The following is a 15,633-nucleotide window of genomic DNA, read 5'->3' on the forward strand; positions in this document are numbered from 1 at the left end:
GCTATGGCGTTTTGACTGAACCGCTGGTGACCAGCGAGATGGAGTTGAACCCGCTGCGGTTGAGTTCCCCCATCACCGCCATGACCCGTCCGTAATCGAGCGACTTGTCTGCGCGCAACGTCACTTGCGGCGGCTGTCCGCCCGCCCGCAAGGTATCCAGCGCCTCGGGGAATCCGCCCACCGCGACGCGCTCGCGATCGATGTAGATATACCCGTCGCGGTCGATCGAGATCGTCACCTGTTCGGGTTCCTGGTCGAGCGGGTTTGCGCGGCTCTCGGGCAATTCCACCGGGACGCCCGCGGTCAGCAGGGGCGCGGTGACCATGAAGATGATGAGCAGCACCAGCATGACGTCGACGAAGGGGGTGACGTTGATCTCCGCCATCGGCGTGCGGGACCGGTTGCCCCCGCGAGCGCCGGCACGATGAAGGCCCATCGCCATCAGAGTGTCTCTATCTCGCGGCTGAGGCTCGCCTGGAAGCGGTCGGCGAAGCGGTGCAGCCGCGCCTCGAACGCATTCACGGCGTGGCTGAACCGGTTGTAGGCGATGACCGCGGGGATCGCGGCGAACAGGCCGATCGCGGTCGCGAAAAGCGCCTCGGATATGCCCGGCGCAACCACCGCCAGCGACGAGTTCTGTTGCTGTCCGATCTGGAAGAAGCTGTTCATGATGCCCCACACCGTGCCGAACAGGCCGACGAAGGGCGCCACCGAGCCGACGGTCGCGAGGAAGTTCAGCCTTCCGGCAAGCTCGTCGGCCTCGACCGCGACCTGGCCGTGCATTGCGGCGGCGAGACGCTGGCGCAGCCCGTCGCGATCGGTCACCCGCCCGCCCGAGACCGAATGCTTCCATTCACGCATCGCCGCCGAGGCGACCCGGGCACTGGCGATGTCCTTCTTTCCCCGCCGGTTCATCAAGGCGTCGAAGCTGTCGACTTCCCAGAACTCGGTTTCGTATTCGTCGCAGCGCCGGCGGACCGCCGCCATCCGCAGGCTGAAGCTGACGATGATCATCCACGTCCACACGCTGGCGAGCAGCAGGCCGAGCATGACCGCCTGCACGACGATATCGGCATCGAGAAAAAGCTTTACCGGATCGAGCCGCCCGGGAAGATCGGACGTGGCGGCGGCGAGGATCATCAGGTCGGTCATTCGGTATCCCGGTTGGATTGTACAGCAAAGTTATCGAACGCCGCGCGCCATTCAGCGGGCTGGCGGCGGGGACGCCCCTGCGGGTCGACGAACCCGACCCTGACGGTCTGCTCGGCAACAAGTTCCCCGCCGCGCGTCGCTCGCTGGACGATCCGCACGCTCGCCGCGCCCATTTCGGTGCAACGGCTCTCGATAAGGATCGTGTCGTCCAGCCTGGCGGGCCGGGCATAGCGAATATGGAGGTCTGCGACTGCGTACGCGCCCTCGCCGCTCTCGACGGCGGCGCGCTGATCGATGCCGAGCATCCGCACGAGATCGCTGCGCGCACGCTCGAACCAGCGCAGATAATTGGCGTGATACACGATCCCCGACAGGTCGGTATCCTCGTAATAGGCGCGTACGGCAAACAGGTGCCGGGCTCCGTCGATCACGCCGCCGGGAGCCTCCGGCACGGGAGAGTGGAGATCACCGTTCATCGCCGGGCCGCTTAGCGGCAGCGAGACTCGCGTGGCAAGCTTACCATCGTTAACCCGGGCGCTTCAGCCGACCATGCGCCCCAGGGGACGGCCAGCAAAGATATGCGCGTGCAGGTGCGGGACTTCCTGCCCGCCGTGTATCCCCACGTTGTAGAGCACGCGGTATCCCGGTTCGACCAGCCCCGCTTCGCGCGCAATATGGCCGATGGCACGAGCAAAACCCGCGATCTCGGCATCCGGCGCCTTCGCTGAAAAATCGTCCCAACTCACGTAGGCGCCCTTGGGCACGACGAGAATGTGCACGGGCGTCTGTGGTGCAATGTCGTGAAAGGCCAGGGCCCACTCGTCCTCGTAGACCTTGTTCGACGGCAGTTCGCCGCGCAGGACCTTCGCGAAGACGTTCTGGTCGTCGTAAGGCTGGGTCGGGTCGATCGGCATCACTCGCTCCTCGAAGCTTTTTCATCGAGACCGGAAGTGCCTTCGCGCCGGTCGAGTTCGGCAAGGACGTCCGCCAGCGGAACGCTCGCTTCTGCCAGGAGGACGAGAAGGTGAAACAGGACGTCCGCCGCCTCGGCGGTGAGTTCCTCCCGGCTTCCCGCGAGCGCCGCGACCGTCGCCTCGACCGCCTCTTCACCGAACTTCCGCGCGATAACCGGCAGCCCTCGCGCGTGAAGTTGGGCGACGTAACTGGCGGCCGCATCGCCGCCCGCAATGCGTCCGGCGATTGTCGTCTCGAGGCGGGCAAGAGTGTCCATAGCTGCCGGAATGGCGGCGGCTGGCGGTTCCCGCAAGCCCTCAGTCGCGCCGGCGGCGCGATCCGTGCCGGCCGATAATGACGCCGAGTACGCCGATCCCGAACAGTGCGAGCGTCGACGGCTCGGGGATCATGGCCTGCGCCGCCTGGGCCGGGGTCGCGATGCTCGCAAGGAGGAGGAAACCGGAGATTCGCATGCAATCGGACTGGGCGCCACTGTGCCGCCCGCCGCAAGGGCCTTGGTCGCCCCGTCCCGGAGCGGGACGACGGTCAGCAGCTGCGCGCGGGCAATCCGGCAGCCCGCAAGGCGTCGTGCGCCTCCGCGATCGTGTGCCGGCCGAAGTGGAAGATGCTGGCGGCGAGCACGGCACTTGCGTGGCCCAGCGTCACCCCCTCGACGAGGTGCTGGAGGTTGCCAACCCCGCCGCTCGCGACCACCGGCACGGATACCGCGTCGGCAATCTCGCGGGTGAGCGCGAGGTCGTATCCCGCCTGCGTCCCGTCGCCGTCCATCGAGGTGACCAACAGCTCTCCCGCGCCCAGCTCGGCGAGCCGCGCGGCATGCTCGACCGCGTCGATATGCGCTGGCTTGCGGCCGCCGTGGGTGTAGATCTGCCAGCCCGCTCCGCTGCGGCGCGCGTCGACGCTGGCGACCACGCACTGGCTACCGAAGCGGGCGGCGATCTCGCCCACCAGTTCGGGTCTTTGGACTGCCGCGCTGTTCACCGCGACCTTGTCCGCGCCGGCCAGCAGCAAGGCCCGCGCATCCTCTACCGAACGCACGCCGCCTCCCACGGTAAGCGGCATGAAGCAGACCTCGGCGGTCCGGCGAACGACATCGAGAAGAGTCCCGCGCCCCTCGTGACTGGCAGAAATGTCGAGAAAACAAAGCTCGTCTGCGCCGGCCTCGTCGTAGGCTCTGGCCTGCTCCACAGGGTCACCGGCATCCTTGAGATCGACGAAATTCACGCCCTTCACCACGCGACCGTCGCGCACGTCGAGGCAGGGTATCACCCGGATGCGGACGGTCATCGCCGGTTCGCCATGGCGACGGCGGCCGCAAGGTCGAGCCGTCCATCATAGAGCGCGCGTCCGGTGATGACCCCTTCGATACCTTCGTTCGCGTGCATCGACAGGACGTAGATATCGTCGATACCCTTGACCCCGCCGCTGGCGATCACGGGCAGGTCGACCCGTCGGGCGAGATCGACCGTCGCATCGATGTTGACGCCCTTCAGCATCCCGTCGCGTCCGATATCGGTGAACAGCAGGCTGGCGACGCCCGCGTCCTCGAACCGGCGGGCGAGGTCCACCACCGGTATGTCGGACACCTCGGCCCAGCCCTCGGTTGCGACCATGCCGTCCCTCGCGTCCACCGCGACGACGATGCCGCCTTCGAATTCCCGCGCCATGTCCTTGACGAACTGCGGGTCCTGGAGCGCCGCAGTTCCCATGACGACGCGCGCGACGCCGAGGTCGAACCAGGCTTCGACCGCCTCGCGGGTGCGAATGCCCCCGCCAAGCTGAACGTAACCCGGAAACGCCTCGACGATGGCCTCGACCGCAGCCCCGTTTTCGGAGCGCCCCGCGAAAGAGCCGTCGAGGTCGACCACATGGAGATGCTCAGCGCCCGCCTCGGCGAATCGCAAGGCCTGCGCGGGCGGGTCGTCTCCGTAAACGGTCGCGCGATCCATGTCGCCCTCGGCCAGCCGGACCACCTGTCCGCTCTTCAGGTCGATCGCGGGGAACACGATCACGGTTTCCACTCCAGGAAACGAGCGAGCATCGCCAGCCCGTAGGCCTGGCTCTTTTCGGGATGAAACTGCACGCCGAGGATGTTGTCGCGGGCCACAGCGGCGACAAGACCTCCGCCGTGGTCGGTCATAGCCGCCACGTGGCGCCCGTCGGCGGCGGCGAAATGATACGAATGGAGGAAATAGGCTTCGCCCGCTTCGACCAGGGTTGCACCATCGCGATGGGGCATCGGACGCACATCGTTCCAGCCCATGTGCGGCACCTTGATCGCCGGGTCGCTGGACACGATCGGGCGCACCTCCCCGCCAATCCAGTCCAGTCCCTTCGTGACCCCGTGCTCTCGACCCCGCGTGGCGAGGAGCTGCATGCCGACGCAGATGCCGAGAAACGGCACTCCGGCCCCGATCACCCGGTCCTCGAGCGCTTCGACGAGGCCGGGCAATGCTTTGAGGCCCTGCGCGCATGCCCTGAACGAACCCACGCCCGGCAGAACGATGCGCCGGGCACCTCTCACGATCTTCGGGTCCGCCGTGACGTGCACGTGCCCAGCCCCTGCTGCCCGCAGCGCGTTGTGAACCGAATGAAGATTGCCCGCGCCGTAATCGATCAGGGCGATCGCTTCCGCCATGCGATCAGCCGCCCAGCTGGCCCTTGGTGCTGGGCACCGCGCCGCCTTTCCGCGCGTCGAGCTCGACCGCCTGGCGCATGGCCCGGGCGAATCCCTTGTAAAGCGATTCGCAGATGTGATGATTGTTGCTGCCGTAGAGCAGCTCGACATGGAGAGTTATGCCGCACGCCTGCGCCACCGAGTGGAACCAGTGTTCGATCAGCTCGGTATCCCACTCGCCGAGCTTCTCCTGGCTGAACCCTGCCCGCCAGACCAGATAGGGTCGTCCCGAGATGTCGAGCGCAACCCGCGAGAGCGTCTCGTCCATGGGGGAATAGGCCTGCCCGTATCGGCCGATGCCTCCCTTGTCCCCGAGCGCCTGAGCAATCGCCTGGCCGAGCGCGATGGCGCTGTCCTCGGTCGTGTGGTGCTGGTCCACGTGCAAGTCGCCGTCGACCCTCATCGTCACGTCGATCAGCGAGTGGCGACTGAACTGTTCGACCATGTGATCGAGAAAGCCGATGCCGGTTGCGACCGCATAGGCACCGGTCCCGTCGAGGTTTACCTCGACGAGGATGGCCGTCTCGCTGGTCGTTCGTTCGATCCGTCCGCTGCGCATGGCACGCGCCTATACGCGCGGGAAGCGGGCGCGCAAGCAATCCGCGCTTGGGTCCAGCCCGGTTTCACCTTTTGCCGCTTGACCGCGCCGCGCAGCCCCGCCACCTACGAAGGCGATGACCGACGATACGCCCGACAGCCTGATCCCCTACGACGAGATCGTGCAGGAAGCGCTGCGCGCGGTCGTCGGGCGCGTGCTCGGAGAGGTGGAAGCGGCAGGAGGCACCCTGCCCGGCAACCACCATTTCTACATCACCTTCAAGACCAACGCCCCCGGCGTTGATATTCCCCGGCACCTGCGCGAACGCTTCACCGACGAGATGACGATCGTGCTCCAGAACAAGTTCTGGGACCTTCGCGTCGATGAAGATGGGTTCACCGTCGGCCTCACCTTCAACCAGGTGCCCGCCAAGCTGGACATCCCGTTCGGCGCGATCACCGCGTTCGTCGATCCGGCGGTCGATTTCGGCCTTCAGTTCCAGGCGACCGTGGCCGACATGGCGCCCGAGACGCACGACGCCGCGGAGAACGACGGACAGGGAGACTTGGAACGCGGGCCTCATCCGGCCGTTACCGATAGCGACGACGGCTCGAATGTCGTCACGGTCGATTTCGGCCGCAAGAAGTAGCCGCGCGGCCTATCTCCATCGTGGAACCGCCGCGCCAGAGGGGAGCGGCATGGCAGGCAACACCGGCAAACTGGGCGAACGGATCGCAACGAAGGGCGGCCGGGCGGTCGACAAGGCGATCACCAAGGTGACCGGCAACGATCGTGAGGTGATGGGCCCCAGTCCCAATCCGGCGACCAACCTGATCATCCATGACATCCTCCTGCGCGCAGGCGGACGATTGATGCGCACGACGCTGGAAAAGGGACTCCTGGCCAATCGTTATGGCAAGCAGAGCGCCAAGAAGATGGTCGACAACCGGTCGGTCACGATGGCGCTTGCCAGCTATGCGGTTTCCCGGTTCGCGACGCGCTCGATCCCCGGTGCCCTGATCGTGGGGACCGGGCTTGCCGCCAAGACGCTGTATGATCGCAAGCAGTCCCGCAGGAAGGCCCGGCGCGCCGGCGACAAGGCCCTGCGCGAAACCGAGGATGGAAAATAGGCACCTTGCAGGGGTTGATTCGCAAGGCCCCTTCCGCGCAAGAGCGCGCATGACCCCCGGCGACACCCAATCCGAAGCGCTCAAGCGGCGCGGGCTCATGTTCGTGCTCTCCTCTCCGTCGGGAGCGGGCAAGACCACGATCAGCCGGATGTTGCTGGAAGCGGACGAGGCCATCAAGCTGTCGGTGAGCGTGACCACACGCGATCCTCGCCCGGGCGAGACTGACGGAGTCCACTACCACTTCGTCGACGACAAGACCTTCGACCGCATGGTCGAGGAGGATGACTTCTACGAGTGGGCCCACGTTTTCGGCCACCGTTACGGCACGCCCAAGGGGCACATCCGCTCGGCTCTGAAGGACGGGCAGGACTTCCTGTTCGACATCGACTGGCAGGGCACCCAGCAGCTCTACCAGAAGGACCGCCAGGACGTCGTCAGCGTGTTCATCCTGCCTCCGAGCATCGCCGAACTGCGCCGCAGGCTCGAGGCCCGCGCGCAGGACAATCACGACGTGATCCACAGCCGGATGGAGCGCGCCCGCGCCGAGATCAGCCACTGGGCCGAATACGAGTACGTTGTGATCAACGACGATGTCGACGAGTGCTTCCGCAAGGTCCGCGAGATCCTGCACGCCGAGCGAATGGAACGGACCCGCCAGACCGGCTTAATCCCCTTCGTCAGGGAACTCATGGGTAGCGAACCGCCACCTCAGGCTGCCTAGCCTTCGCTCTGCCCAAGGTCGCAGGACAGGCGGCCCGTCCTAATCGGTTCGGTGCTGCCGGACGACAGGGGATCCCGGGCGCGCGGCCCCGGTCAATCCCCGATGAACGAGCCGATCAGTTCGCGCCCGTCGGTATGCGCGACGTTGAAGATCAGCACCACCTCTTCGCGCGAGGGGCCTGCCAGCGTGCCCACGAACTGACCCTTGAAGCCGTTGGCGGTGTCGTCGATGCTGCCTGCAAAGGTGCCGCTCGCGTTGACCGTGGCCGAGATGGGCAGGCTCGCGCGCAGGGTCTGCGTCCCGCCGACGTTCTCGAAAACCTGAATCGTGCCCGTAATCTTCTTGTCGCTCGCGGCGACGGTAAGCGTGGTTGCCGGCGAGCTGAAAACGCCCGGCGGTGTCGTGCCGGGTTTGCCGCCCGTCACTTCGGTCATTCCGCCGTAAGTCAGGTTGCTCGTGATGTCCGCCGTGGTGGTGACGGTGTTGTAGAACAGCGTCCCCCTGAAAGACCGCAGCGTGCCGCTGACAGCGTTGAGCACGTAGGACTGCGACTTCTCGTAAGTCACCCGCAGCACGTGCTTGAACGGCAGCTCCATCACCAGCCCGTCGCTCCCGCGGCGATAGGTCCGTCGCGTCGTCGACGCAGATTGCAGGTGCGCCGCGCCAAACGTCAGAAGCGTCGCGGTGTCGGGCCAGTCGAAGTCGGCACTTTCCGGCGCAACGTTGTAGGTGATCCTCGCGACGCCATCCCGGCGCGTGCCGTCGCTCCAGGTTTCCGTGCCGCCGTTCGGCGTGAAAAACGCGTAGCTGTACGAGGTGTTGAGCGCCGAAGCGGTGAACGCCTTCGTGAAGTCGAAGTCGATTGCCGTGGGGGTCGGCGTCGGCGTGGGCGAAGGGGTCGGCGTCGGCGAAGGAGTCGGCGTCGGCGCGTTGTCGTCGCCTCCTCCACACGAAACCAGAAGGGCACAGCAGGCGGCCGCGGTGAAGAGACTGGGCAAATTTCGGCGCACGATCAGCGTACTTCCTGTCGGTCTGTCGGCCTGCCATCGCGCAGGTCACGCCGGCAAATAGCCCCGGCAGCCGTCAGCGCAACCCATTTGCGCGGAGTTGCGCCCCGTTCGTCGAAGCGTCAGGATGGTTCGGCGAAATGCGTCGGCAGGTGGGCGTTGACGATGCCGCCGTCGACCGTGAGAGTTTCGCCAACGGTGTAGTCGCCCGCGCGGCTCGCGAGATAGACCGCGGTGCCGCCCATGTCCCACTTGTCGCCGACCCGACGGTTCGGGATACCGGCCGCCGACCGCTCCTCGTGGTCGCGGGCGGCCTTGTTCATGTTGGACGGGAAGGCTCCCGGAGCGAGGCTGGTGACGTAGATATGGTCCTTGACCAGCCGCGCCGCCATCCGCCGTGTCAGGTGTATCAGCGCGGCCTTGGACGCCTGGTAGCTGTAGGTCTCCCACGGGTTCACCCGCTGTCCGTCGACCGAGGTGATGTTGATCACCTTGGCCGGGTGGTCCTGGCTGGCGGCAGCCTTGAGCAGGCCGTGGAGCTTCTGGGTAAGGAAGAACGGGGTCTTGACGTTGAGGTCCATGACCTTGTCCCAGCCAGCCTCGGGGAATTCCTCGAAGTCCGCGCCCCACGCCGCGCCCGCGTTGTTGACGAGGATATCGAGCCTGCCTTCCTTCGACGCGATTTCCCGCGCCAGTTCCTCGATCCCTTCCATCGTCGAGATGTCGCCCTGGATCGGTATCACCCGGTCGCCCAGTTCCTCTGCGGTCTCGTGCAGTTCGCCGCCCTTGCGCGCGGTGATGTAGACCCGGTCGATCCCGGCGCCGAGAAAGCCTTCGACGATCATCCGCCCGATCCCGCGGCTGCCGCCCGTCACCAGCGCCACGCGCCCCTTGAGGCCAAACATTTCTTCGAGGGTCATGTCAGGTTCCTTCGGATCAATAGCCACTGAGCCCCGCCACGCGGTCGGCGTGGTAATAGACATCGCCGAGGAACTCGGCGAGCGCCCGGTCGCGCTTCATGTAAAGGCCGATATCGTATTCGTCCGTCATGCCGATGCCGCCGTGCATCTGCACGCCCTCCTTCACGGCGAGCCCCGCGGCCTTGCCTACCTTGGCCTTCGCGACCGAGGCCATCAGGCTCGCGTTCTCGGCACCGGCATCGAGCAGCTGCTGCGCCTTGATCGTGGCCGCCCGCGCGATCTCGACTTCGGAATAGAGGTGCGCGGCGCGGTGCTGGAGCGCCTGGAATTCGCCGATCAGGCGCCCGAACTGCTTGCGCTGCTTGAGGTAGTCGACGGTCATGTCCATCGACCCGCGCGCGACGCCGACACCTTCGGCCGCAGCACCGACACGACCCGCGTCGAGCACCTTGTTCAGCACGCTGCGCCCGCCGTCGACCTCGCCGATCACCGCGTCGCCATCGAGCTCGACACCGTCTAGCGTCACATGGCTCGCCATGGAGCTGTCGACCAGTCGCACCGAGTTGTGGCCCAGCCCCGCTGCGTCCTTCGGGATTGCAAACAGCGTGATGCCATCCTCGTCCTCGTCCGATCCCGAGGTGCGGGCGGAAACCACAATCATGTCGGCACTTGCGCCGTGGACCACGAAGTCCTTCTTGCCGGTCAGCCGGAAGCCGTTGCCCGATCTCTCGGCTCTCGTCGAGACGCGTTCGGGGCGGTGCTTTGGCCCCTCGTCGATCGCGACGGCGAACACGCTGTCGCCCGCGATCAGCCCAGGCAACCAATGCCCCCTGAGGTCAACCGAGCCCTGCGCCAGCGCGGTCGCGGCCATGACCGAGCTGGTGAGGAAAGGCGAGGGGGTGAGGTTCCGGCCGATTTCCTCGAGCACGATGCCGGCCTCGACATTGCCCATGCCGAGCCCGCCGTCCGCTTCGGGCACCATGATCCCGGTGAATCCCATCTCGGCCATCTGCTTCCACAGGCCGTGGCCGAAGCCATCCTTGCAGCCCCTTGTTCCGTCCCGGTTCTGCAGGTCGCGCCAGTGGCGCAGCTGTTTCGCGATGGCGCCTTCCTCGGCCATGAACTGGCTGGCGGTTTCGGCGAGCATCGCCTGGTCGTCGTCGTGATAGAGCGGCATCGGTTCAGGCCCCCGGAAGTTCGAGAATGCGCTTGGCGATCACGCCGAGCATGACTTCGCTGGTGCCGCCCTCGATCGAGTTGGCCTTGGTCCGCAGCCAGTTGCGCGCCGGCTTGCCGCCGCCGCTTTCCTCGCTGTCCCACTCGAGCGCGGCCGATCCGCCGGCCGCCATCAGCAGTTCGTGGCGGGTCTTGTTGAGCTCGGTTCCGGCGTACTTCATCATGTTGGGCTGTGCGGGGTGTCCGCGGCCGACCTTGACCTCGTCGAGGAACTTCTCGCTCATCGCGGTGAAAGCGAGCGCGTCGACGTCGAACAGCGCAAGTTCGGCGCGCAGCACGGGATCGAGCGCCCCGTTGCGGCGCGCCACGGCGCCGAGCGAGGTCGCGCGGTCGCCGCCGCCGGTGGCCGAGATCATCTCGCGCTCGTGGCCGAGCAGATACTTCGCCACATCCCATCCGCGGTTGACCTCTCCGACCTGCGCCGGGATGTCCTCGCCGTACGATTTGGGTACGTCGACGTCGTCGAAGAACGTTTCGCAGAACGGGCTGTTGCCGCTGATGAGCAGGATCGGCTTGGTGCTGACCCCCTTGCTCTCCATGTCGAAGAGCATGAAGGTGATGCCGCGGTACTTGTCGGCCTTGTCCGTGCGGACGAGGCAGAAGATCCAGTCGGCCTTGTCGGCATAGCTGGTCCAGATCTTCTGGCCGTTGACCGTCCAGTGATCGCCCTTGTCCTCGCCGAAGGTCTGCAGGGAAACGAGATCAGATCCGCTGCCGGGTTCCGAATATCCCTGGCACCAGCGGATTTCGCCGCGCGCAATTTCGTTGAGGAACCGCTGCTTCTGGCCCTCTGTGCCGAACTTGAGCAGCGCCGGGCCGAGCATCCAGATGCCGAAGCTGTTGAGCGGCGGGCGCGCGTTGATCCGCGCCATTTCCTCGCGCAGCACCTTTGCCTCCGCAGCCGAAAGCCCCGCCCCGCCGTACTCCTTGGGCCAGGCGGGAACGGTATAGCCCTTGTCGCGGCACGCCTCGAACCATGCCTTCTGCGCGTCGTTCTTGAACCTCGCGCCGCGCCCGCCCCAGTAGACGTCTTCCTCGTCCTCGATCGGCTTGCGCATCTCAGGGGGGCAATTGGCTTCGAGCCAAGCGCGGGTTTCCGCGCGGAAGGCGTCCAGATCGGCCATTCCAAATCTCCTCTCGTTGACGCACACGTAAAGCCGAATTGCCTGGCGGGGCAAGGGTCGAATGACGATTGCGCCTTGCCGTAGCGTCAGCCGCGGCGCCGTTGACGCGCGACTGCCGCAGTCTACCATACCCTTGATACGAGATTCCTCGGGGAGAGGTATGCGATTCGACGATACCCGTCTTCCGAACAGCCATCGGGAAGGTCCGACACGGTGACGCCGGTTCGCGGCCGGCTGCCATCGCGCCTGACATTCGCGAACGGGCTCGGGAGCGTCGCCTACGGGATCAAGGACAACGGCTTTTCGACCTTTCTTCTGCTGTTTTACAACCAGGTGCTCGGGATGGATGCCAGGCTCGTCAGCCTGGCATTGCTCATAGCGCTGGTTTTCGACGGGCTGATCGACCCCCTGGTGGGGCACGTGAGCGACCGGACGTCGACGCGATGGGGCCGCCGGCTGCCGTTCCTCTACATTGCCGCGATCCCGCTTGCGCTTCTCTGGATCCTGCTCTGGTCGCCGGTCGGCGCGGCAAGCTTTCCCGTGCTTCTGGCATCAGCGATCGCGGTGCGGGCGGCAGTCGCCTTCTGCGAGGTTCCCTCGGCCGCGCTCGTCGCCGAAATTACCCGTGATTACGACGAGCGTACGCGGCTCACGCGGACCCGGTTCCTGTTCGCGTGGGGCGGCGGGCTGCTCATGCTGCTGCTTGCCTACGGGGTGTTCCTGCCCCAGGCGATGCTCGCGCGCGAAGGCTACCGGCTGTATGGCATCGCCGGCGCCATCCTGATGGCCGCGACGGTTCTGCTTTCGGCAATCGGCCAGCACAAGTGGGTCGCCCATCCTTCGCCTTCTCGCCCTCCCGCCCCCGTTGTCGGGCTGCGCGGCGCGCTTGGCGATATCCGCGAATGCCTGGGTCATCCGGCATTTCTCATCCTCATGCTCGCGATCGTCGCGGCGATCACCAGCCAGGGGATCACGTTCTCGATCTCTAACTACCTCCTGCTCTTCGTCTGGAAATTTCCCCCGCTGGCGCTGCAACTCTACCCGGTGATGCTGTTCGCGAGCGTGGTGGGCAGCTTCCTGACGGTCACCCCGTTGCAGAAGATCTTCGGCAAGCGCGACCTCGCGGTCTGGACCGCGATCGTTGCGGTTGCCTTCTGGGCGACCCCCCTCATGCTCCGGTGGCTGGGACTTTGGTGGCCCGACGGTTCGACGCCGTCGCTTTCGATGATGTTCGTCTTCACGTTCCTGTCGAACATGTTCAGCGTGATCATGACGATGTCGATCTGGTCGATGGTCGCCGACGTGGTCGAAGCGTCCGAGGAGCAGACGGGACGGCGGTCCGAAGGCACGTTCGCAGCCGGCGCGTTCTTCGCCGCCAAGTGTTCGACCGGCCTGGGCATCTTCGTGACCGGCTTCCTGCTCAGCCTGTCCGGCGTGCCCGCCAACGCCCGGCCAGCCGAGGTTCCCGCTTCGGTCATCGCGGATCTGACCCTCGCCTACGTGGGCTGCATCGTCGTGCTGGCCGCAACCGTATCACTGGTGATCCGCCGCTTCCCGATCACGAGGGAGGACCACGAAGCGCGCGTGGCGCTGCTTGCCGACGCCGCGCTCGCCGATCCCGAGGCCCACACCATGCACCGCTGACCCAGGCTTCGGGGCTTGGCGTAAGCGCCGCGCTCTGCCACCACGATTTCAATTGCAAGGAAGGACGTAACGCCATGGATTTCGAACCCACCGATCGGCAGAAGCACTGGCGCGACCGGGTCCGCCATTACATCGACACGCACATTCGTCCGCGCAACGATGAATACAAGGCTGCCCACGCGAAGGATCGCTGGGGCGTCAATCCCGTGGTCGAGGAAGAAAAGGCGCGGGCCAAGGCCCAGGGTATCTGGAATCTGTTCATGCCGCCGCAGTCGGGCCGTCCGCACGTCGACGACAGCTTCGAGTTCGACGGTCCGGGCCTCACCAACCTCGAGTACGCGCTTTGCGCAGAGGAAATGGGCCGCGTCGGCTGGGCGAGCGAGGTGTTCAACTGCTCGGCCCCGGACACCGGCAATATGGAGGTCTTTCACCGATACGGCACCCGCGCCCAGAAGGACGAGTGGCTGAAACCGCTCATGGAGGGCGAGATCCGCAGCGCGTTTCTGATGACCGAGCCTGCCGTGGCGAGTTCGGACGCAACCAACATCGAGACCCGCATCGAACGCGACGGCGACCATTTCGTCATCAACGGGACCAAGTGGTGGTCGAGCGGCGCCGGCGACCCGCGCTGCAAGGTCGCGATCGTCATGGGCAAGACCGACTTCGAGGCCAAGCGCCACCAGCAGCAATCGCAGATCATCGTCCCGCTCGATGCAGAAGGCGTGAACATCAAGCGCTTCCTGCCGGTGTTCGGCTACGACGATTCGCCGCACGGGCACATGGAGATCGAGCTGAAGGACGTTCGCGTGCCGGTCTCGAACATGATCCTCGGCGAGGGACGCGGCTTCGAGATCGCGCAGGGCCGTCTCGGCCCCGGCCGCATCCACCACTGCATGCGCACGATCGGCGTTGCCGAGGAAGCGCTGGAGAAGATGTGCCGCCGGCTCCAGGTTCGCGAGGCGTTCGGCAAGCCGATCTACCAGCACAACGTCTGGGAAGAACGCGTCGCCCGTGCGCGCATCGACATCGAGATGACGCGCCTGCTCTGCCTCAAGGCGGCGGACATGATGGACAAGGTCGGCAACAAGGCCGCCGCGCAGGAAATCGCCATGATCAAGGTCCAGGCCCCGACGATGGCGTTGAGGATCATCGACGATGCGATCCAGGCCCACGGAGCCGGGGGCGTGTCCGAGGACTTCGGTCTCGCCAACGCCTACGCCCACCAGCGCACGCTGCGCCTGGCAGACGGGCCGGACGAGGTCCACTCGCGCGCGATCGCCCGCATCGAGTTCGCCCGCCACGCTCCGGGCATGACGAAGGACGAGGGCTTCAGTTCGGGCGACGTGGGAGTCAGCCGGTGAAGGCAGCGGTACTCGTCCAGCCGGGGTCCCCCCTCGAGATCGAGGATCTCTCGATCGCGAAGCCGGGTCCGCACGAGGTGCTCATCCGCACCGCCGCGTGCGGGCTGTGTCACTCCGATCTCCACTTCATCGAGGGCACCTATCCCCATGCCCTGCCCGCAGTTCCCGGCCACGAGGCGGCGGGCGTGGTGGAGGCAGTCGGCAGCGAAGTGCGCACCGTGAAGCCGGGCGACCACGTCGTCTCGTGCCTCAGCGCGTTCTGCGGCCACTGCGAGTTCTGCGTGACCGGCCGGATGGCGCTGTGCCTCGGTGGCGACACCCGCCGCCAGAAGGGCGAGGCACCCCGCATCACCCGTCCCGGCGGAGAAATGGTCAACCAGATGCTCAACCTCTCGGCCTTCGCCGAGCAGATGCTGATCCACGAGCACGCCTGCGTGAGGATCGATCCCGACATGCCGCTCGACCGGGCGGCCGTCATCGGTTGCGCGGTGACGACCGGCGCGGGAGCGGTGTTCAATGCCTGCAAGCTCGTGCCGGGAGAGACCGTGGCCGTGATCGGCTGCGGGGGCGTGGGCCTTGCCGCCGTCAATGCAGCGCGGATCGCCGGAGCGGGACAGATCATCGCCTGCGATCCCGTTCCCGCAAAGCGCGAACTGGCAAAGACGCTGGGCGCGACCGACGCGGTCGACGCGCTTGCCGAGGATGCCGCCGAACGGGTCGTCGCGCTGTCGAAGGGCGGCGTCCACCACGCGATCGAGGCGGTCGGCCGCGCGGCCTCGGCGGAGCTTGCCTGCAAGGTCCTGCGTCGCGGGGGCACCGCGACGATCCTCGGCATGATGCCGCTCGACTGCAAGGTCGGGCTCGGCGCGCTCGACCTGCTCAGCGGCAAGAAGCTGCAGGGCGCGATCATGGGCATGAACCGGTTTCCGGTCGACCTGCCACGCCTGGTCGACTTCTACATGCGCGGCCTGCTCGACCTCGATACCATCATCTCCGAGAGAATCGGTCTCAAGGACGTCAACGAAGGCTTTGAAAAGATGAAGCAGGGCGACAGCGCGCGCAGCGTGATCGTGTTCGACCGGTGAGTACCCCCAGCGCCGAAATCAAGGACGCCACCGCCGCCTTCACCGGCACGGTCGAACCGTCCG

20 protein-coding genes are annotated in these 15,633 nt (G+C 66.1%); 6 read left to right on the forward strand and 14 right to left on the reverse strand.

The window, feature by feature from the left end; genetic code table 11:
- Position 1: 1 nt before the first annotated feature.
- From ACPV3N_RS03760 to hisB, 10 genes are all read right to left on the reverse strand, one after another.
- Positions 2-442 carry an ExbD/TolR family protein gene (locus tag ACPV3N_RS03760; protein WP_440114852.1) on the reverse strand — a complete coding sequence of 147 codons (441 nt, stop codon included), beginning with the start codon at positions 440-442 and terminating at the stop codon, positions 2-4.
- Positions 442-1,152, reverse strand: coding sequence for a protein TolQ (gene tolQ / locus ACPV3N_RS03765; protein WP_440114855.1), 711 nt, complete (start codon positions 1,150-1,152; stop codon positions 442-444). Before tolQ ends, ACPV3N_RS03760 begins: the two co-directional genes overlap by 1 nt.
- Positions 1,149-1,628, reverse strand: coding sequence for a YbgC/FadM family acyl-CoA thioesterase (locus ACPV3N_RS03770; protein ID WP_440114858.1), 480 nt, complete (start codon positions 1,626-1,628; stop codon positions 1,149-1,151). Before ACPV3N_RS03770 ends, tolQ begins: the two co-directional genes overlap by 4 nt.
- A 63-nt stretch (positions 1,629-1,691) precedes the next feature.
- The gene (locus ACPV3N_RS03775) at positions 1,692-2,066 is read right to left on the reverse strand and encodes a histidine triad nucleotide-binding protein (protein WP_440114861.1); all 375 of its coding nucleotides are present in this window, start codon (positions 2,064-2,066) and stop codon (positions 1,692-1,694) included.
- Complete coding sequence (locus ACPV3N_RS03780) at positions 2,066-2,383, reverse strand: phosphoribosyl-ATP diphosphatase (RefSeq protein ID WP_440114864.1); 318 nt, start codon at positions 2,381-2,383, stop codon at positions 2,066-2,068. The genes ACPV3N_RS03775 and ACPV3N_RS03780 overlap by 1 nt, the downstream gene beginning before the upstream one ends.
- 40 nt (positions 2,384-2,423) lie before the next feature.
- Positions 2,424-2,579, reverse strand: a complete 156-nt coding sequence (locus tag ACPV3N_RS03785; protein ID WP_440114867.1) for a PEP-CTERM sorting domain-containing protein — start codon at positions 2,577-2,579, stop codon at positions 2,424-2,426.
- Positions 2,580-2,652: 73 nt separating this feature from the next.
- A complete protein-coding gene (gene hisF / locus ACPV3N_RS03790) occupies positions 2,653-3,414 on the reverse strand; it encodes an imidazole glycerol phosphate synthase subunit HisF (RefSeq protein ID WP_440114870.1) in 762 nt (253 codons plus the stop codon).
- Complete coding sequence (gene hisA / locus ACPV3N_RS03795) at positions 3,411-4,139, reverse strand: 1-(5-phosphoribosyl)-5-[(5-phosphoribosylamino)methylideneamino]imidazole-4-carboxamide isomerase (protein WP_440114873.1); 729 nt, start codon at positions 4,137-4,139, stop codon at positions 3,411-3,413. Before hisA ends, hisF begins: the two co-directional genes overlap by 4 nt.
- The gene (hisH, locus tag ACPV3N_RS03800) at positions 4,136-4,765 is read right to left on the reverse strand and encodes an imidazole glycerol phosphate synthase subunit HisH (protein WP_440114876.1); all 630 of its coding nucleotides are present in this window, start codon (positions 4,763-4,765) and stop codon (positions 4,136-4,138) included. The genes hisA and hisH overlap by 4 nt, the downstream gene beginning before the upstream one ends.
- 4 nt (positions 4,766-4,769) lie before the next feature.
- The gene (gene hisB, locus ACPV3N_RS03805) at positions 4,770-5,363 is read right to left on the reverse strand and encodes an imidazoleglycerol-phosphate dehydratase HisB (RefSeq protein ID WP_440114879.1); all 594 of its coding nucleotides are present in this window, start codon (positions 5,361-5,363) and stop codon (positions 4,770-4,772) included.
- Between the two features lie 115 nt (positions 5,364-5,478).
- On the opposite strand from hisB, the gene ACPV3N_RS03810 reads away from it, so the two are divergent.
- From ACPV3N_RS03810 to gmk, 3 genes are read left to right on the forward strand one after another with little or no spacing between them, the layout of a single operon-like run.
- The gene (locus ACPV3N_RS03810; RefSeq protein WP_440114882.1) at positions 5,479-5,991 is read left to right on the forward strand and encodes an SspB family protein; all 513 of its coding nucleotides are present in this window, start codon (positions 5,479-5,481) and stop codon (positions 5,989-5,991) included.
- A gap of 49 nt (positions 5,992-6,040) precedes the next feature.
- Positions 6,041-6,472: a hypothetical protein gene (locus ACPV3N_RS03815; protein ID WP_440114885.1), complete on the forward strand. Its 432-nt coding sequence runs from the start codon at positions 6,041-6,043 to the stop codon at positions 6,470-6,472.
- A gap of 49 nt (positions 6,473-6,521) precedes the next feature.
- Complete coding sequence (gene gmk / locus ACPV3N_RS03820; protein ID WP_440114888.1) at positions 6,522-7,193, forward strand: guanylate kinase; 672 nt, start codon at positions 6,522-6,524, stop codon at positions 7,191-7,193.
- Between the two features lie 92 nt (positions 7,194-7,285).
- Here the strand turns inward: gmk and ACPV3N_RS03825 are convergent, their stop codons facing one another.
- The 4 genes from ACPV3N_RS03825 to ACPV3N_RS03840 all read right to left on the reverse strand — a co-directional run bounded on the left by ACPV3N_RS03825 (position 7,286) and on the right by ACPV3N_RS03840 (position 11,480).
- Complete coding sequence (locus ACPV3N_RS03825) at positions 7,286-8,203, reverse strand: hypothetical protein (protein ID WP_440114891.1); 918 nt, start codon at positions 8,201-8,203, stop codon at positions 7,286-7,288.
- A gap of 119 nt (positions 8,204-8,322) precedes the next feature.
- Complete coding sequence (locus ACPV3N_RS03830; protein WP_440114894.1) at positions 8,323-9,120, reverse strand: SDR family NAD(P)-dependent oxidoreductase; 798 nt, start codon at positions 9,118-9,120, stop codon at positions 8,323-8,325.
- Positions 9,121-9,136: 16 nt separating this feature from the next.
- Entirely contained in the window at positions 9,137-10,297 is a 1,161-nt protein-coding gene (locus ACPV3N_RS03835) for an acyl-CoA dehydrogenase family protein (protein WP_440114897.1), read from the reverse strand.
- A 4-nt stretch (positions 10,298-10,301) separates the two neighbouring features.
- Positions 10,302-11,480: an acyl-CoA dehydrogenase family protein gene (locus ACPV3N_RS03840; protein ID WP_440114900.1), complete on the reverse strand. Its 1,179-nt coding sequence runs from the start codon at positions 11,478-11,480 to the stop codon at positions 10,302-10,304.
- Positions 11,481-11,693: 213 nt separating this feature from the next.
- Between ACPV3N_RS03840 and ACPV3N_RS03845 the strand changes: the two genes are divergently transcribed.
- From ACPV3N_RS03845 to ACPV3N_RS03855, 3 genes are all read left to right on the forward strand, one after another.
- A complete protein-coding gene (locus ACPV3N_RS03845; RefSeq protein ID WP_440114903.1) occupies positions 11,694-13,124 on the forward strand; it encodes an MFS transporter in 1,431 nt (476 codons plus the stop codon).
- 74 nt (positions 13,125-13,198) lie between these two features.
- On the forward strand, positions 13,199-14,485 hold the full coding sequence (locus ACPV3N_RS03850) for an acyl-CoA dehydrogenase family protein (RefSeq protein WP_440114906.1): 1,287 nt from the start codon (positions 13,199-13,201) through the stop codon (positions 14,483-14,485).
- The gene (locus ACPV3N_RS03855; RefSeq protein ID WP_440114909.1) at positions 14,482-15,570 is read left to right on the forward strand and encodes a Zn-dependent alcohol dehydrogenase; all 1,089 of its coding nucleotides are present in this window, start codon (positions 14,482-14,484) and stop codon (positions 15,568-15,570) included. Before ACPV3N_RS03850 ends, ACPV3N_RS03855 begins: the two co-directional genes overlap by 4 nt.
- The last annotated feature ends 63 nt before the right edge of the window (positions 15,571-15,633 follow it).

This window comes from Tsuneonella sediminis, assembly GCF_051912845.1.
Taxonomy (GTDB): Bacteria; Pseudomonadota; Alphaproteobacteria; order Sphingomonadales; family Sphingomonadaceae; genus Tsuneonella; species Tsuneonella sediminis.

Excerpts from the sequence above, each read along its gene's own strand:
- ACPV3N_RS03760 (WP_440114852.1), bottom strand. The coding sequence starts at position 442 with ATGGCGATGGGCCTTCATCGTGCCGGCGCTCGCGGGGGCAACCGGTCC.
- ACPV3N_RS03850 (WP_440114906.1), top strand. The coding sequence starts at position 13,199 with ATGGATTTCGAACCCACCGATCGGCAGAAGCACTGGCGCGACCGGGTC.
- ACPV3N_RS03815 (WP_440114885.1), top strand. The coding sequence starts at position 6,041 with ATGGCAGGCAACACCGGCAAACTGGGCGAACGGATCGCAACGAAGGGC.
- ACPV3N_RS03830 (WP_440114894.1), bottom strand. The coding sequence starts at position 9,120 with ATGACCCTCGAAGAAATGTTTGGCCTCAAGGGGCGCGTGGCGCTGGTG.
- gmk (WP_440114888.1), top strand. The coding sequence starts at position 6,522 with ATGACCCCCGGCGACACCCAATCCGAAGCGCTCAAGCGGCGCGGGCTC.
- ACPV3N_RS03780 (WP_440114864.1), bottom strand. The coding sequence starts at position 2,383 with ATGGACACTCTTGCCCGCCTCGAGACGACAATCGCCGGACGCATTGCG.
- ACPV3N_RS03810 (WP_440114882.1), top strand. The coding sequence starts at position 5,479 with ATGACCGACGATACGCCCGACAGCCTGATCCCCTACGACGAGATCGTG.
- ACPV3N_RS03840 (WP_440114900.1), bottom strand. The coding sequence starts at position 11,480 with ATGGCCGATCTGGACGCCTTCCGCGCGGAAACCCGCGCTTGGCTCGAA.
- hisH (WP_440114876.1), bottom strand. The coding sequence starts at position 4,765 with ATGGCGGAAGCGATCGCCCTGATCGATTACGGCGCGGGCAATCTTCAT.
- ACPV3N_RS03785 (WP_440114867.1), bottom strand. The coding sequence starts at position 2,579 with ATGCGAATCTCCGGTTTCCTCCTCCTTGCGAGCATCGCGACCCCGGCC.
- ACPV3N_RS03775 (WP_440114861.1), bottom strand. The coding sequence starts at position 2,066 with ATGCCGATCGACCCGACCCAGCCTTACGACGACCAGAACGTCTTCGCG.
- ACPV3N_RS03770 (WP_440114858.1), bottom strand. The coding sequence starts at position 1,628 with ATGAACGGTGATCTCCACTCTCCCGTGCCGGAGGCTCCCGGCGGCGTG.
- hisF (WP_440114870.1), bottom strand. The coding sequence starts at position 3,414 with ATGACCGTCCGCATCCGGGTGATACCCTGCCTCGACGTGCGCGACGGT.
- hisB (WP_440114879.1), bottom strand. The coding sequence starts at position 5,363 with ATGCGCAGCGGACGGATCGAACGAACGACCAGCGAGACGGCCATCCTC.
- ACPV3N_RS03835 (WP_440114897.1), bottom strand. The coding sequence starts at position 10,297 with ATGCCGCTCTATCACGACGACGACCAGGCGATGCTCGCCGAAACCGCC.
- tolQ (WP_440114855.1), bottom strand. The coding sequence starts at position 1,152 with ATGACCGACCTGATGATCCTCGCCGCCGCCACGTCCGATCTTCCCGGG.